We start from the raw sequence: 24,830 nt of genomic DNA, 5'->3' as shown, positions 1-24,830 counted from the left end.
CTATGTGCTGTTTTTCTGTACTACCCAGTTTGCTGATCGTTTCTACTTTGCCATATGAATCCCGATGCCAGATCCCTTTTCATCTTTTGCCTCGATCGAGCCGATCGAACGAGTCACTGCGAGAGCGGTGGCTGGTATGAGATGCTATGGTCGATCTCGCAATCATGGTGCGGGCTGGCTATTCGTCCTGGTCGCATTTTTTTGCATAACGATCGGTTGTGCCGCACCGAAGTATGCCTTGGTCAGGCCCATCCCGTCCAATCCGTTAACCGACACGCTCCAGTTAACCTCTAGGTCAGGTCCTCAGGTTACCCCGCGAACGATGACTCTGCTCCGGCACTACGCGTTAGCCGATTTGTCAACGAAGAATCCCGCGGAGTGCCTAACCAAACTGCAGGAAATCGCGATCGACGAAAAAGGTGCCGAGAAGATTTATGCCACCTCGGAACTGGCTTATATCATAGGTCGTCGAGCGGAAACGTCGGGCAAGCGAGGAGAAGCTCTGGATGCTTACAACATCGCCGTCACCAACGCCTATCTTTATCTCTTCTGCCCTGACCTCGACATCTCAAGAAACCCCTACGACCCGCAGTTCCGTGGGGCCTGTGATGTCTACAACGTTTCGCTCGAAGCACTTCTGAGACTTCTCAGCACACAAGGCGATTTTCGGCCGGGTCGGGTCTACAGGATTCATACCGCGAAACAAGACTATGATGTCGACGTCATCGCTCGCGGAGCATGGCAAGACGAGGATTTCCACGAGCTCAAATTTTGCAGTGACTACAAGGTCCAAGGTCTCGAGGCGAACAATGTAACCTACGGGATTGGTGTCCCCATGATCGCCGTTCGTAAACCACACTCGGGTGCTAATCCGACCGAGAGATATTACCCCGAGGGGTTGTCGTTTCCAGTGACGGCCCTTGTGCGCGTTACAGACGCAACCGTTCTCACTGGTGGGGGGAGCAATCATCGCTACCCCTGCGTGCTGGAGCTTTATGATCCGCTCGACTCTACCGATATCAACTTGAACTCGCGATTAGTTCCTTTGCAAACCGATCTCAGTACCCCTCTGGCCTACTTCCTCGACAACCCCAAGTTTCGTGAGCAAACAAACAGCACGCTTGGGCTACTAGATCCGAGCAAAACCGACAAACTCCGGGGTATCTATATGCTGGAACCCTTTGATCCCAATCGAGTCCCAGTTCTCATGGTTCACGGACTGTGGTCTAGCCCCATGACATGGATGCCTATGTTCAATGATCTCAGGTCCTTTGACGAGCTGAGAAAGAATTACCAATTCTGGTTCTATCAATATCCAACAGGACAACCCTTTTGGGTCAGCGCTACGCAGCTACGAAGCGATCTTCATCAATTGAAACAGACCCTCGATCCCAACAACAGGTATCCTGTCATGGACAACATTGTCATGGTAGGACACAGTATGGGGGGCCTGCTTTCGCGAATGCAGACTATCGACAGTGGTAACGAATTATGGTCGGCACTTAGCGACAAGCCCTTTGAAGAGGTGAAGGGTGATGAAGCTGAGATCCAAAGGCTGCAGAATGTTTTGTTCTTTCGCCCCAATCCATCGATCAAGCGTGTTGTTACGATTGGAACACCACACCGTGGTAGCGAATATGCCAACAATACCACTCGATGGCTCGGTCGAAAGCTTATCAAGCTTCCTAATAGCATCACGGATATTGCCAATTCTGTTGTTAGGCAAAACCCGGGCGTCTTTATTAGCACGGAACTCTTAACGACCACGACGAGCATCGATTCGCTCAGTCCCGAGTCACCGATCTTTCCAGCCATGCTTCGCTCGCCGCGCGCCCCTTGGGTTCACTATCACAACATTATCGGAGTCGTTTCCAAATCAAGTTGGTTTGGCGAGCCCGTACCTAGCGATGGTTTGGTTACGGTGGAGAGTGCCATGATGCCGGATGTGGAAAGTGAAATCATGGTCGAATCCAAGCACCAAGACATTCACCGCCAACCACGCGCCATTCTCGAGGTCCGACGTATCTTGGTCAGTCACCTCAGGGAGTTGAGTCAGTATCCGCATTTAACATCCATTCTTAAGTTACCTCGAGGGAATCGAGTTTCGGTTGCCAGCAATATAGTCCCTATCGTTGGATCTACTGATATTCCACAATCTCAGAACTGGGCACATTCGCAGCTTCTCAACCACGCCCCTAACGTACGAGCACCGACTTTTCCGCCCGCTCAACCGCTGCCGAGTCAACGTCTCTTCTGGTCAGTCTCAGACCAAAGCCTTGGCGAAGCCACGAGCCCCATCCCGCGGTGATATCGGCCCGTCAAAAAGAGCCAGTCGGTGCAACCATACGGCGATAATGCGTTAGTCCCCCACGTAAAGGACGGTAGGTGCTGCTGGCCTTAGTAAAATGCCATAGGTATCTTAAGCAAGTGATTAAAACGCAGAGTCGCGGAGAGCGCAAAGGTCGCTATCGGCTCCAAACTCTGCGCCTCCGCGTTTTTTCTTCCTCTTGCTTTTGAAGACGGACAGCTTCGGGCAGTAAACACTCTCTACGAGCCGATCATTTCGATTCTGGCTTACCCCACAACAAGCAAAATCGTTGACTCTCAAGAACAAATCTGCACAATTCCATTATTCCTTGTGATGATGTAAACACAAAACGACTTGATACGCAGAAACTAACGGCGAGATTTTGCTAACGCTCTCGCAGCTTCAGACAGTCCTGAAAATGATAATGACTAGAGATTAACTCGCTCGATTTTTGGCTTTAATTACTGTTCAGACCTACTTTAAATTGCCGTCGATTGGAAACTATGAGCAGTCTATTTTCGGTGATCGCAGATATCGCTTTTGTCACTATAGGGTTGTTTGCGGTAGCAAAACTGATTCATTTCTTGATCGCCAGAGGTGATGTTCGTAAGCAGGTATTTGGCGAACCGATTTGCTGGTGGGCATGTGGTATGTATTTTCTAGCGAGCATGCTAGGAATCGTTATCTTTTGGGATGAATTCCTTCGTTCTCCCCATGCAAAAGAGTGGTGGATCATGGGTGCGTTGGGCCTAGCAGCAGGTGTCTGTATTGGGATCTTCCATGGTGGGCATCGATTCGATCGCATGTTCCCGCTGACGCGACCTCCAGAGTAACTCAAAACTACAAGCAAGCTATTGCACCGACATCCTGAGTCGTTTAACCGCATGGGCATCACCCTGCGTTAACGCTTTCAGGAGCAGCCGGTAACAACACTCCCAGTGAAAGTCACCTGAACAGCGCAATGCCGTCCGGGTTAGAACGCTCCAGCGCGGCCCGTTGGGCACGCGGTTAAACGATGTGATGCACCGAAGACGGTGCTTGGCGTAGTCAAGCCGGATCACTCCTCATCGGCGTCCGTCTTTTTCGCTGTCTTCTTTTTCGCGGCAGCCTTTTTGGTCGCGGTCTTTTTCGGAGCAGACTTCTTGGCTGCTTTCGTGGCCTTTTTGGTTGCCTTCTTAGCCGCCTTTGCCTTCTTTTTCTTCGAAGGTCCAGCTGCCGCGCGAGCAGCGAGCAATTCGAGCGCTTGCTCCATCGTCAAGTCCTCACCACTCGCATCCTTCGGCAGCGATGCATTGGTTTCACCATCGGTGACATACAAGCCGTACCGGCCATCTCGCAGTTCGATCTTCTTGCCCGTTACCGGCGATTCCTCGAACGTTTTTAATGGTGCTGCTGCAACGCCTCGACCTCTGCCTGCCGCTTTGGGTTGGGCCAGGATCGTAATCGCCTCTTCTAAAGAGACGGTTAGCAAACTAACCTCCGGTGGGAGCGATCTCGATTCGGTTCCGTGCTTAAGGAACGGACCGAAGCGGCCTTGCGTGGCAACGATAGGCTCTCCCGATTCCGGATGAACCCCGAGCGTTCTCGGCAGAGAAAGCAACTGCACCGCAGTCGCCAAATCGAGCGACTCGGGAGCCATGCCCCGAAGAAGGGAAGCGTTCTTCTTCTCTTCGTCGTCAGGCAAGCCCATCTGGACATACGGACCAAAGCGACCTTGCTTGATGTAAATGGGCTTTTGATTCTCTGGATGATAACCGAGTGGCTCTTCGCTAATCTGTTGCTTTTGCAGCAGCTCCTCTGCCACAGCAACCGTCAGCTCGTCAGGTGCCATGCTGTCGGGAATGCTGGCGCGTTGCTCTCCACGCTCGATATAAGGGCCGTAACGCCCCACGCGAACCATGATAGGATCAGTACGTGTCGCGACCGTTTTATCGGTATCAATCAAAGGATAAGAACATGCGATCCGAGGATCGATCTCAGCTACCTTTTGCTCCAACAATGGCTTTAATCCGACACCACCTGGTGCCAAATTCTCTTCGACCGCGTCATTGCCAAAGTAGAACTCTTGCAGATAGGCCAAGTTCTCACGCTCATTCCGGCTGATTTGATCGAGGTAATCTTCCATCTCAGCGGTGAATTGATAGTCGACCAGCGATGCGAAATGCTCCTCCATCAAACGAATCACCGCAAACGCAGTCCAGCTCGGGACCAATGCGTTACCCTTTTTGAACACGTAGTCGCGCCGAAGAATCGTATCGATAATCGATGCGTATGTACTAGGTCGCCCAATGCCTCGCTCTTCGAGTCCCTGGGTAAGTGAGGCTTCGGTAAATCGCGCTGGCGGTTGGGTGGTGTGTGACAAGAAGTCCAATTGCTTGAGATCGAGTTGATCGTCCGACTTCATGGCTGGCAACAAGCGTTCTTTTTCGGCTAACTCCGCAGCGGGGTCATCGCTCCCCTCGACGTAGGCACGCAGAAAGCCCTCGAACTCGATCGTGGTTCCAGTGGCTTGAAAAATGGCATCATCTGCTTGGATTGTTGCCACGACTCTTCGCTTTCGTGCGTCGGCCATTTGCGAGGCGATCGTGCGTTTCCAGATCAGATCGAACAAGCGGAATTGGTCGTAGCTGAGTTCACCACGTAGAGCTTCCGGTAATTTGAACGGATGACCGGCAGGGCGAATCGCCTCGTGAGCTTCCTGAGCGTTTTTGACTTTGGTGGCGTAGGTGCGTTCCGAAGCGTAGAGGAACGCCTCTCCGTATTGCGATCGCACCAGATCCCGTGCAGCGTTGACTGCTTCTTTAGACAAGGTCGTCGAGTCGGTACGCATGTAGGTGATGTAACCGTTTTCGTAGAGGCTTTGGGCGAGCCGCATCGTATCCTTGGCAGTAAGGCCGAGTTTACGGTTGGCTTCCTGCTGCATGGTGCTCGTGGTGAAGGGGGCCTTGGGACGCTCGGTGTACGGCTTTACCTCAACACTGAGAACTTGAAAGCTAGCTTTTTGGAGTCGATCTCTGAGCGAGGTCGCTTGGGCTTCGTCGAGGAGGAGCATCCGCTCGTCCTTGAGCCGCCCCGTTGCGGGATCGAAATCCTTGCCTGCAGGGATCTTGCGTTCGTTGACGCTGACCAAAGTCGCGACGAATGACTCCCCTTGATTGGTCCTAAGCATGGCTTCGAGGTCGAAATAGGTGGCGGATCGAAACGCAATTCGCTCCCGTTCTCGCTGAACAATCAAGCGTACGGCAACGCTTTGGACACGACCTGCCGACAGTCCGGGGCGAACTTTTTTCCACAGTAGCGGAGAAACGTCGTAGCCATAAAGACGGTCCAGAATCCGTCTGGTTTCCTGGGCTTTAACCAGGCCATCATCGATGGCGCGAGTCGACTGCAGCGCGGTCTGAATCGCTTCTTTGGTGATTTCATGGAACACCATGCGGTGAACCGGGACTTTCGGCTTCAGCACTTCTTTCAGGTGCCACGAAATAGCCTCTCCCTCGCGGTCTTCGTCCGTCGCCAGGTAGAGATCTTTCGCATCTTTCAGTGCGGATTTCAGAAAAGTTATGTGTTTTTTCTTGTCCGAGGGGATCACATAGAGGGGCTCAAAGCCTTCGTCGACGTTGACGCCTAGGGAGGCCCAGGGTTTACCTTTATATTCAGCGGGGACCTCTTTCGCCCCGCCGGGGAGATCTCGGATGTGACCGATGGACGCCTCGACCTGGAAACCACTACCCAGATATTTCGCAATCGTCTTTGCTTTGGCTGGAGACTCGACGATGACCAGGGATTTCTTCTCGCCCATACTTAACGATGCTATTGTTGTGGTTTCAAACAAAGAATATAGCTGACGAGTGACGTAGCGTTTGTCAGCCCCTACAAAAGGGGTTTTGGCCTGAGTTCGTAGCACTTGTCAAGCCCCCCCGGCTCATTTGCCGTGGGTGCAATTGCATCAGAACCTGGAAACCCTACAATCCATCAACCCAAGATTCCTTTAGGGATAATCGATTTTTCGTAGCGACCAGTAGGATATACCCCGGTATGGCAAGTCCGTTTGAAATTTTTCGAAAGAACCAACGCATTTTGATGGCCGCGGCTGTCCTCCTGGCCATGTTTGCCTTTGTTATCGCACCAATGTTCGAGAGTATGCAGGGGCGATCCGGCGGCGGGGGAGGCCCCAATCCGGTGATCGCCTCCTGGCGAGGTGGGGCAATTCGCTATGAACAGGCACAAAAAGATGAATTAGACCTGCAAGTTGCCAATCGCTTTTTGAGCGAATTGGCCAGAGAGGTGATCCAAAAGGGTGGAATACCCCAAGTTCCGGATTTTCGGCCCGACATGCAGAGTCTCGGGATCACGCCAGGCTTGGATCTCAGATCTGCTGCATTCCGAAGAATGCTGATAACCGAGGCCGAGAACCTTGGTATTCAGTTCGACGATAATTCCGTAAAAGTTTTTTTAGAAAAATTTGTAAACGGGAAATTGAGTGGAGAAACGATCGTCACCCTTATGAAGCGCTCGACCGACCGACGAATGTCGATGTCGATGTTTAACCGGATCATGAAGGATGAGCTCGCTTATCAGCATATGCTGCGTCTCACAAATGCTGGTCTGGTGTTCCAGGACCTGAGAGATTCCCGGCTGATTGCGGAGCCCATATTGCTGTCTCCCTCGAGAAGTTGGCGTGAGTTCCTACAATTAAATCGGACAGCAAAGATCCAGGCCTATCCGGTCTACGTCAAAGATTTCTTGGACGGAGTTACCGTATCACCCACGGATAAAGAGCTAAAGGATCTATACGCCGAAGGTAAGGAAATCATTCGGAATGCCAATCTGCTCGAATCAGCCCCCGCATTCATGACGGCCCCGAAAGCGGACATCGAGTTCGTGACCATCGACACCGAGGCAGTCGTCCAAGCGGAAATGGCTAAAATTTCAGAAGAAGTATTACGTGCCGCATATGAAAAGCGTGTCGCTGAAAAGCAATACCAAGAGCCAATCGAGCTACCACAAACACCAGCTACCGAACCAGCTACCACCAACGAACCCATCTCAGAAGCCACTACCCAGGCTACGGAACCACTAGTAGAAACGCCTCCCGCTACCGAGTCAGTCGCTCCCCCCCCCACCGTCGATCCACCAGCAACCGAACCGCCGGCAACCGAACCGCCAGCAACCGAACCACCTGTCACAGGAGGGGACGGAAACGGCGGAGAAGACAAGCAATCCCGTGCGCCAGTACGACAATCCCCAGTACGCGACAACGCCGTGCGTTTGGTCTCCTATCAAGAAGGTGATACACAAACGGAACTGGGAAACCCGCTTCGCCAGGAATCCGCCACAACTGCTACCGACGCCCCCCCTGTTGCGACCGTTCAAGAGGTTACCGCAGAGGCTGCCTCAGGGAATGCAACTCAAGGAGAGGCCAGCCTCGAACAGGAAGCGGTTTCGACCCCTGTTGAGCAGGGCACGCAAGTCGAGCAAGGCTTGCAGATCGGCGATGCCGATGTCCCACAAACAGAAGAGAAAGAAGCCGAAGCGGTCGCTGTTCCTATGCGAACCAAGACTTTTGATGAAGTTAGAGACGAGCTTGCTCGCGAATTGGCTACTCCCAAGGCGCTCAGCATTATCGATGAAAAAATGCAAGAAGTGATCGATGTTATGACTCTCTACAACAACGATCTAGAGGGATATCAACGAGCGCAAGAGGAGCGGCTCCGAGGGTTCGAAATGCCCGTTCGACCGGACTTGAAGAAACTCGCAGACGAACTAGGGCTCGACTACGGCACCACGGGATTGGTCGATTCCGACACCGTTCAATTGACTCCCATTGGCCAATCATCTGTCAGCCAAGGCATGCGAGGGCAGCCCATCCCTGTCTCCTTGTATATCAACGCAACTCAAGGCCCCGGTGCTGAGTTTGTACCCCTTACCTCCGCATCGGATGCTCCTGGAGGGAATCGTTTTGCATTCTGGAAGACAAAGGTCGAGGGGCCGGTTGTGCCATCCTTTGAAGCAGCACGTGAGCAAGTGACGGAGGTCTGGAAGCTTCAACAAGCCATCAAGCTCGCCGAGAGCAAAGCGAAGGAGCTAGCTACTCGTGCGAGCACCGGATCGCTCGAAGATGCACTGACGACCGACGAAGAAAAGAAGCTTGTTGTAGAACCCGTTCCGTTCACTGCAATGGATCGTTTGCACCCGATGCTGATGCGATTAAGTCCTCAATATCAAGGGGACGGGATTAGCCGCGTCGATCCGTTGCAGCCTGTGGACGGTCAATTCATGGACGGGGTATTCTCTACCAAGCCGGGACAAGCGGTCGCCGTTCCTGATCGAAGACGATCAGTGTTTTACGTGGTTAAGGTTATTGAACTTTATCCTTCTACCGAAGTGCTATTAAACACGTTCATGCAGAATCCAAACCAGAACGTAGATAGTCTGGAGGTACGCAACATCCAGCAAGCAAGAACCTCGCTTTTTGATTCCATTGAGAAACGCCTTGGTTTTCGCCTCTACTAAACGGTAAAACAATGTCTCATACCATGGTGATTTTTGGAGCTTCCGGCGATCTAACTAGCCGAAAGCTCATCCCCGCACTTTATCGCCAGTATTGTCGAGGTAGATTGCCCAAGCCGACGCGAATCGTCGGCGTATCGCGTAGTCCTTTTACGTCGGAACAGTGGCGAGAACAGCTTGCTCAGACGACAGAAAAGTATGTCAAAGAGGACTTTGATCACAACGCTTGGCAAGGGTTTGCGGAGCAAGTCTTCTATCATGCAGGCGATATTGAAAACGAACGGGACTTTCACCAGCTCGCACAATTCCTTAACGAGGTGGAATCGGGATTAGAGACCGATCGTGTCTACTATCTTTCGACGATGCCCCAGCTATACGCACATGCGATTTCGCAACTCGGCAAAGCGGGCTTGAATGTTGATGATCGCGGTGCACGTCGTGTCGTTATCGAAAAGCCCTTCGGGACCGATCTGCAATCGGCCCAAAGGCTCAATGTAGAGATTCATCAAACGTTCCGAGAGGATCAGATCTATCGCATTGATCATTACCTCGGCAAAGAGACCGTGCAAAACATGCTCGCGCTGCGGTTTAGCAACACAATATTCGAACCGTTGTGGAATAGGAACTACATCGATCACGTTCAGATCACAGTCGCTGAAGAGGTCAAGGTAGGGCGTCGCGGTGGGTACTATGACAAGTCGGGCATTTTGCGAGACATGTTTCAGAACCACATCTTCCAATTGATGATGATGACTGCCATGGAAGCTCCCGTACGTTACACGGGCGAGTTTGTCCGGGACGAAAAGGTCAAGGTTCTTCAAGCCATCCGACCCTACAAGGGTAGCGACTTTGCGCAGAACGGAGTTCGCGGACAATACTTTGGGTATCAAGACGAAGAGGGAATTCCCGACGATAGCCAAACGGAGACCTTTGCGGCCCTCAAGTTCTATTTGGACAACTGGAGATGGAGAGGGGTTCCGTTTTATCTGCGGAGCGGCAAAGGTATGTCGTGTCGCACCACGCAAATCGTGATTCAGTTTCGCGAACCGCCTCATATGCTATTTGGAAATGAGAAATCCTGTAGACCCGATGCCAATCGCTTGGTGATTCAGATCCAACCTGCTGAAGGCATGCAATTGCACTTTCAGTCCAAAGTGCCAGACTCCGACATGAAGCTTCGATTGAGCGAGCTTGATTTCCGTTTTGATTCTAGCGGCAAAGAACTGCCTGACGCCTATCAGCGATTGTTGTTGGATGCGTTGCTAGGCGATCCAGGTCTTTTCGCCCGGAGTGACGAAGTCGAACAAGCTTGGAGGATAATCGACCCCATTATTGCAGCATGGAAGAGCCCCGCTGCGCCGACCTTACACCCCTATGAAGCCGGATTATGGGGCCCGGTGCAAAGTGCCGAATGGATGCACGAACAAGGGCGAGCTTGGTTTGACGTTTGTCCAATCATATAGGGCGTCAACGAATCAATCGCCCATCAGCTTAGCCGGTAATCTCACTATCCAACACGCAATCCCGCTCGGCTTGCTCCGATTCGGCCAGCACCGCAGCAAAGCGAGCCTCAACGCAGGGCGATCCAAATCGTTTAACCGCATGCCCAACGGGCTGCGTTAAAGCTTTCTAACCCGGTACGCTCCGCGCCGCTCAGGTACCCATCCACTGAGACTGTTGTTATAGACCGCCCTTTGAAGCCCCAACGCAGGGCGTTGCCCATCGTTTAACCGCATGCCCAACGGGCTGCGTTAAAGCGTTCTAACCCGGTACGCTCCGCGCCGGTCAGGTACCCATCCACTGAGACTGTTGTTATAGACCGCCCTTTGAAGCCCCAACGCAGGGCGTTGCCCGTCGTTTAACCGCATGCCCAACGGGCTGCGCTAAAGCGTTCTAACCCGGAACGCTCCGCATTGCTCAGATGACTATCATTGGGAGTTTTGTCATGGACCGCCCCTGGAAGCCTCATCGCAGGGCGTTGCCCAACGCCGTAGCGGATTTTTAGGCTGCTTGGCTGAGCTCTGCATATCTGTGTTTTTGCTCCGTTGTTGCGTAGGTGAGGACCGGTTTCGTCGCGCTTGGTTTTTTCTTCTTGTTGGGTCGGTAGCGTCCCTGTTTTGATCCCTTACGAATGTAACCATCCAATACGGCGTTGCTCAGTTCGTCGTTGAACGGAGTGAGGCTCGCTGATTTCGAGTGTCTTGTGAACAATGCGAAACGCACTGCTTTAAGTGCTCGAGCTATACTTGTGTGTTCCGGAGGAATGTCTAGCTTCACTTGCTCGCGAATGGCAATCAACTGAACCATCGTTAATGCGATGAGTGACCAGTCTAGTTCCACCAGACAGTTGTCGGAATTGAGACTTCGGAGCGTTCCTCGTTCGAAGGTTTGCTTCGTGGCTCGGAAGTGCAGTTCAATCCCCCAACGAAGTGGATATAGCTGTCGAATCATTTTCATAGACAACTGTCGTTCGTTTAAAACGTTAGTCACCAAGTACATGGTACCTCGACCATCATGGATGGTGATCAAACGCAACGCGATAGCTGGCTGATTGCGTTTCATCGCCTCGCGTGGCCAAACCCACACCATGTCCGTTCTACCACTGATCTTCGCAAGTTTTTTAAGCAGTCGGACATTACCGCCAACTCTGAGCAAGAAGCTATTGCCGGAATTGATGATCGCACTCCACAACTCGTACCCAACAAATCCCGCATCACAGCAAAACAGTGTATTTTCTGGGAAATTCATAGATTTCAGCATGTCCATCATGTGATGTCTTTCACTGGAATTGGATGCGCCTTTTTTCCAGCACCACGGTAATTTAAGACCCATATGCCAAATCAACGTAAGCCAAATTTGCGGTTTAAGTGTGGCAAGTTTCTTACTTCGCTTGTTCTTGTTCTTCCAATGCTGACGCGACTTCGCAGCACGCCCCTTACCATAGTTCTTGGCAGAAAAGGCGTGTTCATTGCCACGTGATCGACGCGTCGAGAATCGTGAACCATCTACCGCCAGTGGGCACCAGCGACCAATACGAAAGCATGCTGGTGCGGTTTGTTCCATGAGTGTCTGTAGTCGACTCCACAATCTTGAAACTAATTCCTTGTGATTACTGACAAGAGCTCGCATCATTCCTTGATACGTATGGATGGCCAAAGATCCAAAGAAATCTAACGCGACCGACTTAGCTTTCTTAAATGCTTCGGTCAATTGCTTTCCCTCACATACAGAAGCTAACACTACCAGTCCGACAAAATGAACAGGATTCCAGCGGCTATTTCCATGGCGTTGCATGCCCTGGAACATCTCTGGTACAAGAATCCATTCTAGACTATCCTTAAGTAGGTTGACTTGGTCGGTCTGATTGCGACCAACCTCTTCCGTCGAGTTAGAAGCAGAACTGCGATCCACTGACGATTTTCGAACACCAATTGACATAGCTGGACTCCTTTCAAGCTGATGTGTTGTCAGATTGATTAATGGGGGGGTCCAGCTTTTCTCATCTATGCATTGTCAAGAAAACCCCAGTTTTTCCAGAAAAAAAATCCGCTACGGCGTTGGGCGTTGCCCATGCGGTTAAACGATTTTTTCGATCGCCTTATTGCTTGGCGTTCGTTTGCCCACCGGTGACGTTTCTCAGCTCGAGCGGTTCGTAGTGCCGCAGCAGAAAGGACAAGCTAACAAGAGATACTTCAAAAGCAGTTCCCTTTAACTCCCTAATCTTTTCCTCGATCTTCGTTTTCAGCATGTCCAGGTCGCAATCGGTCGTGTCGATTTTGCCTATATCCTGCACGTCAATCATCCCTTCACGGTCCACGACGTACGGAAATCCAACAACAGGCGTGCGCGTTCCCGCTTGGATAACCGGTGGCTGCACTGTCCCGCGTGAGGCTCTCCTGTAATGAATCGATAGGGTATCACCCGGTTGGATGAAGCGTGCTTTGCGTTGCATTTCTTGCTGATAAAGCACTGTCGGTCGATTGACTAACTCATCAAAGTTCTTACCTAGCAGTACTCCGGTTTGTACGTATACGAGGTGACTGATTACCGCTCGATTTGTCTCTTCATCGTTGTTGAAAAAAAATGCGTCATTGCGACGACGACTTTGCTCGTTTGCAACCCATGTCGCGCCATGATTGACATCCATGCCACGATGATCGCAGAACTCATGAAGGCTCAGAATCAACTCGTTGAACTCCTTCGATAACGAATAGTCTTCATCTGAGGTTTGTCTCAGAAGAAAGGCCAGAACCAACATCAGTTCGTTGGCGTATGCATCAACAAGGAGATTTGACGTGTCTCCCTGTTTCAAATCTTGCACCGCTCTTCCCATTGGCCGCAGGGAAGCCGTCCCTGTTTTAGCGGGACCAAAGTAGGCTTGCGAAAATCTACGGAATGCTTCATCGATCGGTACCAATCGGAAACAGTCGTCGGGATTATTTGATGCCCTAGTCAATGTGGAGAGAATTAGTTGTGACAACTCCTCACGGTCCTTTGGTGACAACTGCTTAGTGTACTCAGCGTAGTTTGAGATTACGGCCCAAGCGTGACAGCGAAGCGACTCGCTCATTCCCTCTGCGGCTAGCAAAGACACTGCCTTGCGAAGTATGGCTAACCTCATAGGTATATTATTCTTGAAAATTCGTCCTGACGTATTGGGCTTTATACGAAAGAAGTCTTCATTGGCAGCAGCCAACAACCAGAATTTTTCGACAGTCAAGCCTCGATAGGTCTCTAGCCTATCAAGAACCATTTGTTGACACTCCGGGGTAACGTGGGGTTTAGCCAAAACGATGGAAAATAGCATATCAGTCAGCGCTCGTAATTCTGGAGTCGAGAGGATATCGTCCCGATGAATAAGTTGCTCGTCAGACCACTTCAGAAGCACTTCCATCGACGCAGGATCGTCCCAACGAAACTCCGTTGAAATCGAGTAGTTAAACGTATCAAACAGGACTTCCCTTGCATCGGAATTCAACTCATTGGCGACCCTCGCCAAACTCGCAGGAAATTGATTGCCTGTCACTTTCGCCAGGAATTCGATATGGGAATAACCGGGTCCACTCTCGAGATAGGCACGGTTTCCATTTTTGATTAGTATTTCCTCGAGCAGTTCAGAAATCTGCAAGTCTGAATTTTTCTCGTAGAGCGATTTCAATTCGTCTAGCCAGCCTGAATCTCCAAATCGAAAGCGCTCGACGCACTTTTGAATCTCGTAATCCAAATCCACTTTTTGCTTGGTTTCAAATCGAGCGAATATTTCTGTTTTATCCTGACCGAGCATGGTAGCTACCTGGCCATAAACTAGTTGCCGCAGTTGAAGAAGTTGATTTTCATCAGGATTGTCGGCTGCAATCATTTCCCATCGCATGCCGGCTCTCTGTTTAACCTTGCTACCGAGCCTTGGATCGAAGAGTCGGGTTGCATTAAGTTCTTCCATCAATCTGGTCAATTGGGGCTTCATCTGCTCTTGCATCTTGGCGGAGTCGATCAAATTGAGCGTTAAAATCGTGTGATCAACGCGAACATTCCTTTGTTTCTGTCCGTCCAATTTAGTATGAGCGACGATATCGGAAGCGGATAGGACTCCCTCAATCCATTTGGGCAATAAACAATTGTTTGGAAACGAGTAGACATCAACGACTGGAAGGGTCTGGGTTGAAATCCGGAGTAGAGGAGTAATGCTATCAGCAAGCGTCAATGTTTGTTCGGCAGAAAGGCTGTGTCCGTCTTCGATCATCTTTCTCAAGATCAAAAGCGCCAACGCAACCTCTTCTTTCGAAAACTCGGACGCAGAGAGAGTCGCGAGAGCACGTTGCGTTACTTCGCTCACGAGCAATTCGCCAAAGGGAGTGGGGGAGCTAAATGTCTCACCCAACGGGTTTGCCACGCGAAACCAAAAACTCTCGTTGTTTAGTCCTTCAGAATTACTTAAAATGCTAAGGATCTTCGCTTGAAATTCCTTCGGAACTATGTTTTGCCCCGAGTCGTAAACCAGATCTCGTAATTGAAAGGCTACACTAAGCCGTTGGTATGGGTCTGTAGATTGAATAGATCGTTCTAAATACGGATAAAGCCTTTCGAATGGCTGTTTGACCATGGAACGAGGAAAATATATCGCTGTTGGTAATGAACGTAGAATGTCAGACGTCTCGACAATTTCAGGATTGCTATCAAGAGCGTCAGCCAGACGTTCTACAAATCGATCAGGATTACACCGATAAAGCATATAGGCGGAATAGCTGAAAAGCGTGGGTTCTCTTAGCATTAGATCTGTCATGGGAGGAGAGACTAAATCATCGACAGAAGGGTCAGCAATCCCATCAAATGCGGATATGGCTTTCTCCAGTTCCGAGATACTGCGTTCGTAACGAATTGTTTCTAGCAACTTTCGCAAAGACTTTCCCTCATAGACGATCCCATCGAGACGAGGATCGGATGGAGAGGGAGGGACAGCTTCCACCGTTGGCTTGTCGCCTGCAGCCGCAGAATCTTTCTTCGTTACCGTCGCGACCACCACCTCGCCGTTTCGAATCGAAAACGATCCGTTGTGAACCACAAACGAATCGCTAGCCCCCTCGAGAATGATCTCGTACTTTCCACTTCGCAATCGAGTTGCCTTGGTGCCCGGCATAATTTGCAAATCGTCGATATCGGTCTTGCTCCCAGAATCGTCGACGCTCACCAAGCGGACTTGGACGTTCGCTTCGGAATCGATGACCAATTGCCCTCTGCTAGTTTCAAGAATAAAAAGAATCCCTCCGAAAACTAAACCACCGAAACATGCTGCCGCGATCCATTTCCCCCACCCACCGAATCGCGATCGGCCGGCTTTCGTTTCGCTCTGAGGGCTCGACGGGTTCCCAGAATGATCCTGGTGCCACAGGGGACTCCAGGCAAATGCAGAATCCTCTTGAATCGGATTGTCTTTCGCTCGCTGAAGCAGGCTCACGAGATCCGCGTCGACTGTATAGGGTTCCAATAACTCTGCTGCATGAATGGCACTGGCTGGCCGTTGCGAGGGCTCTCGTGACAGCATCCCATCCACGATATCCCCTAGCTCATTCGGTGCATCGGGGCGCAATGATCGCAAGCGAGGAGGTTTGTGCGTGGCCAGCAACCGTAGTTTTTCGAGAGGTGTCAGATTGGGGGCCGCAGCGAGTGGGGCTCGCCCCGTAAGCAATCGGAACAACGTGGCTCCGAGGGAGTACAAATCCGCGCGGTAATCGACCGCTCCGCCCAGTTCCGCTTGTTCGGGCGCCATGTAGTCGAGGGTTCCCATCAACTGTCCCACCGTGGTGATCTCGGCGGTTCCCGATTCCCAAAAGCTCATCTGAGCGAGCCCAAAGTCGAGAATGCGGACTTGACCTTGGCCATCGAGCATCAAGTTCGAGGGTTTCACATCGCGGTGCACGATTCCTTTCTCATGCGCATGGGCGAGGCCGATGGCAGCTTGCTTGATGAGTTCGCAAGCGTCACCGATCGCGAGTTTACCCTCTGCTTTCGCGATATGACTCAAATTGAGACCGTCGATCACATCCATCACCATGTAATGAATACCGTCTTGCTGGCCAGCGTCCGTGGTTCGAACGATTGCCGGTGCGTCGAGCTTGCCAGCGGCTCGCATCTCTCGTTGAAAGCGGGCTACGAACTCGGCGTTTTGGGAGGGAAGTGCAGGGAGCAGCTTCAACGCGACTTGCTTATCAAGGCTTTGATGGCGAGCCAGGTAAACGGCTCCCATTCCGCCGCTTCCGAGCAAAGAGAGCAGTTCGTATTGGCCGAGTTGTTTGGGAAGACCGTTTCGAGGGTGGGCAGATGCCGAATCCTCCGGTGATTGAGGCTGAGGTTGAGGCAACGAGGCGGAGAGATGGATCTCGGGCAGATTTGCGGCATGAGGCTGCTTGAGAATCTCGACCAGCGTATCGGGTTCCGCTTCGAGGGAAATGATGGTTTGCTCGCAATCTTGGCAATCGAGAAGGTGTTGGGAGAGAGCGTCGTAGCCCTCTGGTTCGAGCAGTCCTGCCAGATAGGCTTTGATTTGTTCAGCGGGTGGGCAACGTTTCTCTGTCATTTTTCTTTCCTCAGATGCTCTATGTTAACAGGAAAATCCGACAATAATGAAATCGAAACGTGTGTGACAGCATCTCTAGGACCTCTTTCATGTCCCCATCGAGCACGACCAACCAGAGCCTGATCGCTCGCATCCGCCAGGAGGATGGGGCTGCATGGACCGAGCTGGTGAGCTTGTACGGGCCACTCGTTCACTTTTGGCTGCGGCGACAAGGGGTCATGGTTCAGGACATTCCAGATCTCACGCAGGAGATTTTCTTTGCTGTCTCCCGATCGATCGAACGATATCAACCGACTGGAACGAGTGGTAGCTTTCGAGCGTGGCTATGGTCGCTGGCTCGGCACAAGATGATCGATGCATTTCGACGGCACTCAAAAGCTCCCGAGGCACGCGGAGGGAGCACTGCCATGATTTATTCCGAAAACGTACCCGAGACGCTCGATGGGGGAGACGAGTCCGAACAGATCGAGTATCGATCTTTAGTCCACCGAGCGATGAAGCAGGTTCGTAGTGAATTCGAAGCCAGATCGTGGCAAGCGTTTTGGAGAACGACGGTCGATGGGATCGGAGTCGATCAAGTGGCGGAGGAGTTGCAAATGAGCAAAGCCACGGTTAGGCAGCATCGTTCGCGTGTGTTACGACGACTCAGGCAACAACTTGGGGAAGTGGACTAATCATGTTGACCACGCGTGCCCTGGGTTGGTGTTTTCTGGCAACGCTGGTCGTGGTGAACATGATCGGGCTAACGCTGCATTGGCATTACTACGAGCAATTACCCGAACAAGTGGCAACCCATTTCGATGCCAAGGGCCAACCGGGTAACTTCAAGCCCAAGGAACAAGCAACGATGTTGCTGGCGGGGCTTGAGATTGGATTGTCTTGGTTTATGGTTTTGATGGGGATGGTGATATCGTTATTCCCAAGCGGCCTGATCAACATACCCAATCGCAATTATTGGTTAGCAGGAGCCAGACGGGGGGAATCGTTGGCGTATACACGAATGATAATGAACGGCATTGCACTCGCCACCGCTCTGTTCGTGATGATGATTTCGTATTCGACTTTTGTAGCGAATCGGGACCAAGCCCCATTGGACGGGGTGCTGTTCTGGAGCGGATTCTCACTTTACATGCTCGCAATGCTTGCGATTGTGGTGTTAATGCAAGTCCGATTTCGATTGCCACGGTAAAACTATACGTCTCCCCTCCCCAGCGACGCTATCACGGGCTGCTTCTGGCCAAAACGGCGTTTGGGGAGGGTTAAGTTGGCGGCGTTCAGCGCGAGGTGTCCTCAAATCGGAGCGAATCGGAGAATTCTTGGGAATATCAAGCAGTTTGCCCCTTTGCATAATTTTCTTCTCGTTTAGATTCGAAAGGGAAATAGCAAAGAAGTATTGGTCGCATTCTGCTCTTGGGTGATTCGCGGGCACAGCAGTTATAGATTGTTGTCGGTGATCGTTGTCGGTAGCCTGGCGAGTTTTGATTGGAATCTCTCAGCAACCGCGTAGCGTTTTGGACCTTCCCTTCTTGTGCTTAGAGGGAAGAGACAGTTCTAAAAGTTCGGTTTTCAACTTGATCGGTTCGCTAGCACGAACCCGACCGGGGCTACCCAAAATGGGTGGACTATACTGGTGGGTTTGGTCGGGTGGGTGTGGCTTGCCGCGCCGTCTTCGTTTCTTCTCCTCAAAACTGAGTTGGTTACCGTTTTTTAGTACAAGAGAAGAGATAAGTAGTTACCCATGGGGTCAATGGTTGAAGGGGCGTATACGCCAGAAGTTGATAAGGATGCGTCTGATATTGTTAATTCTTACTTCCAAGAGTCGAACGACGAAGGAACTGCTGAGAAGCCAGCGTACATCATCGAACGCGAGCTAAAGAAGAAGCTTAAACGCGAGAAGCGTCGACAAGAAAAGGCCAAGCTAAACGGTGATCTTCATCGTGATAAGCTCGCACAAAGGCAGGCACTGCACGATTCGGTTTCGGGGGTTGCCATCGCAGAAGCGACGGTATCGACCGCCGCAGAGTTAGTAACGACCCCGGCGGCACCGGTGGCTGAAGAGCCCAGAGTCGTGCAGGTCGAGCCAGTGATTACGGTTCTCGTGGCTGATGTCGAAGCGACCACTTCCGAGCCAGCTACTCCCGAGCCAGTCGCAGTTGAGCCAGCCGCAGTTGAGCCAGCCGCGGTTGAGCAGGCCGCGGTTGAGACGTTAGCCGTTCGTGAGCCAATGGCTATTGAGCAAGTAGCCATTGAGCAAACAATCGTCGAACAAGTAGCCGTTGAATCACCGGTAGAACAAACCGCCGTCGCTGAAACTGCAGTAGCTGAAACCGCAGAAGCGGAATCGGTTGCAGTCGAAGCCGTTGCCGTCAAAGCAGCTAAGGTCAAAACACAACCTGTTAAAGTACAACCTGTCGAAGCACAGACTGTCAAAGCAAAACCAATCGTAGTAGAGCCGGTCGCAGAAGAGTCGGTCCAAGATCCTGCGACGGCCAATTCCTTTCAGAACTTAGGGATTTGGGAGTCGGTTTGTGAGACTTTGAGCGAAGCAGGCTATTTAAATCCCACGCCTATTCAAGCTTCGACGATTCCAGCCTTGCTCGAGGGACGAGACGTCCTGGGGCAGTCCAACACCGGTTCCGGCAAGACGGCAGCGTTTGCATTGCCTCTCCTGCAACGAGTTGACGTCGACCTGAAAAAGACACAAGTGCTCGTGCTGACTCCAACCCGTGAGCTTGCGATGCAGGTTGCAGCATCCTTTGAGAGCTATGGCAAGTCTCGCAGAGGTTTGAATGTGGCAGCGGTCTACGGAGGCAGTGGCTACTCGGACCAGATTCAGCAACTCCGTCGCGGAGCTCAAATCGTCGTCGGAACACCTGGACGGGTGATGGATCACATGCGCGAAGGCCGTATGGATCTCTCGAGCTGCCATGCGTTCGTTCTTGACGAAGCTGATGAGATGTTGCGCATGGGATTCGTCGATGACGTTAGGTGGGTTCTACAGCAAACCCCTGAGAACATGCAGTTCGCACTGTTCTCAGCAACTATGCCTTCTGCCATCCGGGAAATCGCAGACCAGTACTTAAAGGATCCGCACGTTGTTTCGTTTTCGCAGGAAAACAGAACCGCCACAACCATTCGCCAACGAGCGATCGTTGTTGAGGGACGGACCAAGTCCAAGTGCTTGCAACGAGTGCTCGAGCTAGAAGAGACTGATGGCGTCATCGTGTTTGTAAAAACGCGAGCAGCGACTCTTGAGATCACCGAACAACTAGTGGACAGTGGAATTCGTGCGGCGGCCATCAATGGAGACATGGCGCAAGCGGCCCGCGAGAAGTGCATTGAGCAGCTCAAGCGTGGCTCGATTCAAGTTCTCGTTGCAACAGACGTTGCAGCCCGAGGGCTCGATGTCCCGCGAATCACACACGTCATCAACTATGACCTACCCTTTGACACCGAGGCCTATGTTCATCGAATTGGACGTACCGGTCGGGCGGGCCGCAAAGGAGAAGCGATCCTGTTTGTGACGCCAAAGCAACGAGGTTTTCTGCGTGAGATTTATCGAAACCTGAACGCGACGGTTGATATGATGGACATGCCAACGGTCGAGCAGATCAATCAAGAGAGAAAAGTTCGCTTCAAGAGCCAGGTGCTCAACAAGCTCGAGCAATTGCAATCGGCATCCCACACGGCGCTGTCGACAACGCAAAGTGCGTTGAAGTGCATCATTGAGCAATGCATTCTCGACAGCGAAGCCAATCCGGTCGACGTGGCAACGGTGCTGGCTTCGATGCAGTTCGACGGTCGCCCCTTTTTGTTAGAGCCAGATCCGTTCGAATCAGACCGACGTGGCAGAGGGCGCCGAGAGGATTCGTTCGATAACCGACGTCCTTTCTCCGAGAACGATCGAGGCCCACGCAGATCGCGAGAGAGACGAGAACGAGAGCCGCTCGAGGTTACTGGCGAATACATGGAGCTATTTCGAGTTGAGGTGGGACGCGCTCACGGCGTGAAGCCCGGCAACTTGGTGGGAGCCATCGCAAACGAAATCGGTCTCGATTCCAATCGCATTGGACAAATCAATATCCAGAACGAATTCAGCACAGTCTACCTACCCTCCGGGATGCCGAGAGACGTTTTCAAGGTGCTTGGCAGAGCGTGGGTCGTCGGACGGCAGTTACGAATCTCAAAGTGGAAAGATCATCCGAATGCTCGCGGTGGCGACTTCCAAGACGAAGGGGATTCGCATGAGTCGAGGCCGCGTTCCTCTAGAAAGCGTCCCGAACGAAAAGGTCGTGGATTCAGCGAATCCTTTTCCAAATAACGGTTAGCTCCTGCGTTGGTAAAACCTCAGGTACTCTTTTCGCCAGTCCTGCCTGAGGTCTTTGGACAACCGCCGACTGAGGTAACCTGCGGCGGTCCCAGCCTGCAAATCTTTCAGGTATTGCTGAAATGCAAGCCTGCTTTCGGGGCTGTGGTGGAGCAAGAACGCTACCACGCTCCAGGCATCTCGGTATTGCTTAGACTCGAGGGGCGTTTCGATATGCCATTGCTCTAGGTCATCGATCGCGGGCACTTGGCCATAGCGAATCTGTGCCAAGACACCTTGAATGTGCTCCTGATGCGCGAGTCGATCGGATGAATTCGTCTCAAAATACTCGGCGAGCCCCTCATCCATCCAGCTCGGAAGCTTGGATCGACAAGTATGCAAAAGTGCATGAACACACTCATGTCTCGCATCAACCAGCCAGTCTCCGTGCGAGTACGTCAGGATCAACCCGGGCCCTCGATGCTGCACGAACAAAGCGCGGCGTTTAGGAAGCTTGGGGAAATGCTCGTCGAGGTAGGCGTCGTATTCGAGCTTATCCCTAAGAACAACAATTCGAATTTCATCGACAGCAAACGACAGTCCAAGTACATTCTCCACTTCTTCGCGAAAGCCATCCAACTTCTTGGCCATCGAGGTTAATCGTGTTGGCTCGAGAGTCGAGTAGAGAGAAAAGGGAGTGTAGCTAGAGGACGTGTTCCAAGTGGCGCGATTATGCGGTGAGGCGGCTGTTTTCTTGGTTGCGTTTACGGCGAGACTTGCTGCTAGGCCGAGCGATGCGACATTCCGCAGAAAGTGCCGTCGAGTTCGTGGCCATTGTGAAGACGCAACGATCAAAGTGTCGAGATTCTTGCTCGGGTTGCGACTCTTCATCAGTTGCGTCAACCTCGTACGAACTACTTGAAATAGTCTTGTGCAGCGACGACCTTTAGCTCCCGTACCGAAGCGAGAATTCTCTCGACCGTTGTTTCATCTGCGGAGCTCGGTGTTGTAGGAATGACCAGCTTCGCAACGATCTCATCGGACGACTTAGCGGCCTTGATCTTTCGCTTGAGCTCGATCGGGAGTGATTGTTGCTCGATCAGATAGTCGTTGAGGGCCAATCGGATTTGTGGCGGTCGCTTCGGAGGGAACACCGCAGCGATTTTGGTCGACCAATCCACGTGTTCGAGATAGCGCAGAGTCATCTCGTTGAACGGGCCTTTTGCCAGCTTCGCTTCGTAGATGACTTGTTCGTTCTCGATGCGAATGTTGTCTTGGGATATAACTTGTACGTCCTGTTTACTCTCGGGCTTCTTGGTACTGTTGACGGTTAACGCGTTCAACTCGACCATCATGGCATCGAGCGAATCGAGCTCTACAACGAAGCAGACTCGCCTCGTCATGTCAGCAACGGTCAGAGTGCGATTCACTCGATCGAGTACTTTGACGAGTGAGTTGGTTTGATCCGTCTCGATCGTTAGCGATTCGGTAAAGTAAGTTTTGTACTGCTCAAGTGGTGGTGCCGTAATTTTGGCGTAGATATCCACGTCGATTCGCATACACGCTGCCTTGCCCGTATTAGGTTTAAAGCCAGTTTGCGTGACCACTTGTCCTGACACGTTTGCACCGTTGTTCCAAATGCCAGCAGTCATAATCATTGATACCATTATCATGCGAAGAACCATGCAGGTATTCCTCCATCGAGCGTCTAAGTCTAGAAATTGAACGCCGAGGTTATGGCCGCGTCGATCGCGACATCCTCGGACGGATCATAGGGATAGAAAACTCTTGCAATTCGCCCAGCGACCAACGTCAAGTAGGCCCGCTGAAAAGCAGATTCGTCGAGCTCTGTTACAGGAGCCCCCGTGGTAGGATAGACAAACTCTGGGAACGACTTGCGGAAGACGGGCCCTGTCTCGCCCTTCTTATACACGATAACCGAAGAGGTGCTACGTCCGCGAAACAGCGTTTGCCCCTCGCGAAGTTTCAAGTCGGAGATGTTCGCATCAATGATGTAGTCAGCACCCAATTTGGAAGCGACTTGCTCCATGTCCATGCGACCGAGAGTCTGGTCTTGGCAAACCCCTTCCACCAAGTCTTGGCTGATCAGATTGATCTTTTTGACTTTGGCCGCGAGGTGCATGTTGATGTGTTTCGCCAGGATAACACTCGTGGCATCCCAAGTGTGAATCTCGTTGTTACTGACCAAAACGGCAACTTTCTTGCCCTTAAGATCGGCAAACTCGGCTGGCAGATCCTTCCCTTTGATGACGTAAAGAACGTTAGAAAGGAGGCTAACGCATCCCGTGCTAGTCGCAAGCATTACAAGAAACACCGAAAGCAATCCAGGTCCCATCCAGTAACGACTCTGACCTGAACGGCCCGATTTTGGATTTCGGTTCATTTAGACTTCCTGTCTCTGTAAACGCCGGCCCACACTAGTACTACCAAGCTTATAGCGAATTATTTTTCGTGACCGCCAGATCAACTAACCTGCTTATATCAAGGAAATGAGCGAATTTGGTTGTCACCGTCCGATTTCAGAACTAGAAAATTGGCCCTTGGCTGTTAAAACTAAGGTTACAGGGTCAGTCAGCTAGGATATCCAACCTGCGGATGGCTGAAATCGGCCCGGTGAGGCTGAGAGGCATCCGTTCCTAAACCACCGTTCCTTCACAAATCCAGTATTCATGGAACTTCCCGTCATAAGCTTGGGCCAGTCGGCATCAGAAAACGAATCTGCGGAGTCGCTCGGATGCGGTACGGTCCCCGTTTTTGAACCCAGTCGCAGGTTGCCAGCCTGGCTCAAACGCGAAGTTCCCAAAGGGAACGAAAACCGCTTCACTTCAGGGCTTTTGGACGAATTGAGGCTAGAAACGGTCTGCGAAAATGCCAAGTGCCCCAACCGGATGGAGTGCTATTCGCAGAAGACCGCTACGTTCATGATCCTCGGGAACGTCTGCACGCGGCCGTGCGGTTTTTGTGCTGTCAAACGAGGCCGGCCGGACGCACTCGAGCTAGACGAGCCCGCTCGTGTTGCTGAAGCGGCCCACCGGCTCGGGCTTAAACACGTCGTCATCACCTCAGTCACTCGCGACGACTTACCCGACGGTGGTGGCGAGCATTTCTACCAATGCGTCATCGCAGTCCGCGAAAAAACCGGTGCTACAGTCGAGGTCCTCACGCCTGACTTTATCAATCACAAACAGGGACTCGATCGCGTCATTGAGTCGGCCCCCGAAGTTTTTAATCACAACATGGAGACCGTGCCCCGACTGTACCGACGAGTTCGCGGTCCCAAGAGCGACTACAACTGGACGCTCGAAATGTTGACCTACATCAAAGGCAAAAACCCATCGATCAAAACTAAGAGCGGGTTGATGCTCGGTCTGGGCGAGACTCGCGAAGAACTGTTGGATTGCTTGGCCGACCTGCGTCGGTACGATTGCGATTTCTTGACCCTCGGTCAATACCTGCAACCAGGTCCCAAGTATCTCCCGGTGCAACGGTATGTTCATCCCGATGAGTTTGCAGAGCTCCGCGATATCGCAATCAGCATGGGGTTTCGCAAGGTTGCGTCAGGCCCCTTCGTCCGAAGCTCCTATCACGCCAAAGAGATGGCGGACGACTAAAGG

14 protein-coding genes are annotated in these 24,830 nt (G+C 51.9%); 8 read left to right on the top strand and 6 right to left on the bottom strand.

All coding sequences use genetic code 11. The features are described 5' to 3' along the window. Positions 1-64: 64 nt before the first annotated feature. Complete coding sequence (locus SH449x_RS19810) at positions 65-2,308, top strand: esterase/lipase family protein (protein ID WP_482377810.1); 2,244 nt, start codon at positions 65-67, stop codon at positions 2,306-2,308. A 503-nt stretch (positions 2,309-2,811) separates the two neighbouring features. Then, positions 2,812-3,141, top strand: a complete 330-nt coding sequence (locus tag SH449x_RS19805) for a hypothetical protein (protein ID WP_482377809.1) — start codon at positions 2,812-2,814, stop codon at positions 3,139-3,141. A gap of 224 nt (positions 3,142-3,365) precedes the next feature. Here SH449x_RS19805 and topA read toward each other — a convergent pair whose 3' ends face one another. After that, positions 3,366-6,107 (bottom strand): type I DNA topoisomerase, encoded by a 2,742-nt coding sequence (gene topA / locus SH449x_RS19800; RefSeq protein ID WP_482381842.1) that lies wholly within the window; start codon positions 6,105-6,107, stop codon positions 3,366-3,368. 236 nt (positions 6,108-6,343) lie between these two features. Here topA and SH449x_RS19795 point away from each other — a divergent pair, with 236 nt between their 5' ends. Further along, entirely contained in the window at positions 6,344-8,821 is a 2,478-nt protein-coding gene (locus SH449x_RS19795) for a hypothetical protein (protein WP_482377808.1), read from the top strand. An 11-nt stretch (positions 8,822-8,832) separates the two neighbouring features. Further along, entirely contained in the window at positions 8,833-10,281 is a 1,449-nt protein-coding gene (gene zwf, locus SH449x_RS19790) for a glucose-6-phosphate dehydrogenase (protein WP_482377807.1), read from the top strand. 538 nt (positions 10,282-10,819) lie between these two features. On the opposite strand, the gene SH449x_RS19785 is transcribed toward zwf, so the two are convergent. After that, complete coding sequence (locus tag SH449x_RS19785) at positions 10,820-12,256, bottom strand: transposase (protein WP_482377806.1); 1,437 nt, start codon at positions 12,254-12,256, stop codon at positions 10,820-10,822. A gap of 160 nt (positions 12,257-12,416) precedes the next feature. Next, on the bottom strand, positions 12,417-16,889 hold the full coding sequence (locus SH449x_RS19780) for a serine/threonine protein kinase (protein WP_482377805.1): 4,473 nt from the start codon (positions 16,887-16,889) through the stop codon (positions 12,417-12,419). Positions 16,890-16,978: 89 nt separating this feature from the next. Here SH449x_RS19780 and SH449x_RS19775 point away from each other — a divergent pair, with 89 nt between their 5' ends. From SH449x_RS19775 to SH449x_RS19765, 3 genes are all read left to right on the top strand, one after another. Further along, positions 16,979-17,563, top strand: a complete 585-nt coding sequence (locus SH449x_RS19775; RefSeq protein ID WP_482377804.1) for an RNA polymerase sigma factor — start codon at positions 16,979-16,981, stop codon at positions 17,561-17,563. A gap of 2 nt (positions 17,564-17,565) precedes the next feature. Next, positions 17,566-18,078, top strand: coding sequence for a DUF1648 domain-containing protein (locus SH449x_RS19770; protein ID WP_482377803.1), 513 nt, complete (start codon positions 17,566-17,568; stop codon positions 18,076-18,078). Positions 18,079-18,627: 549 nt separating this feature from the next. Beyond that, positions 18,628-21,210, top strand: coding sequence for a DEAD/DEAH box helicase (locus tag SH449x_RS19765; protein ID WP_482377802.1), 2,583 nt, complete (start codon positions 18,628-18,630; stop codon positions 21,208-21,210). Positions 21,211-21,213: 3 nt separating this feature from the next. Here SH449x_RS19765 and SH449x_RS19760 read toward each other — a convergent pair whose 3' ends face one another. The 3 genes from SH449x_RS19760 to SH449x_RS19750 form a co-directional block, all read right to left on the bottom strand. Beyond that, positions 21,214-22,086 (bottom strand): hypothetical protein, encoded by an 873-nt coding sequence (locus tag SH449x_RS19760; RefSeq protein WP_482377801.1) that lies wholly within the window; start codon positions 22,084-22,086, stop codon positions 21,214-21,216. 23 nt (positions 22,087-22,109) lie between these two features. Next, positions 22,110-22,847: a hypothetical protein gene (locus SH449x_RS19755; RefSeq protein WP_482377800.1), complete on the bottom strand. Its 738-nt coding sequence runs from the start codon at positions 22,845-22,847 to the stop codon at positions 22,110-22,112. Between the two features lie 62 nt (positions 22,848-22,909). Then, a complete protein-coding gene (locus SH449x_RS19750; protein ID WP_482377799.1) occupies positions 22,910-23,599 on the bottom strand; it encodes a type 2 periplasmic-binding domain-containing protein in 690 nt (229 codons plus the stop codon). A gap of 286 nt (positions 23,600-23,885) precedes the next feature. Between SH449x_RS19750 and lipA the strand changes: the two genes are divergently transcribed. Then, complete coding sequence (gene lipA, locus SH449x_RS19745) at positions 23,886-24,827, top strand: lipoyl synthase (protein ID WP_482377798.1); 942 nt, start codon at positions 23,886-23,888, stop codon at positions 24,825-24,827. Positions 24,828-24,830 lie beyond the last annotated feature (3 nt).

This window comes from Brakhagea baltica, from assembly GCF_052161605.1.
Taxonomy (GTDB): Bacteria; Planctomycetota; Planctomycetia; order Pirellulales; family Pirellulaceae; genus JBKCUI01.
The sequence above is the reverse complement of the archived record's forward strand: the minus strand, read 5'-3'. Positions and strand labels throughout refer to the sequence as shown.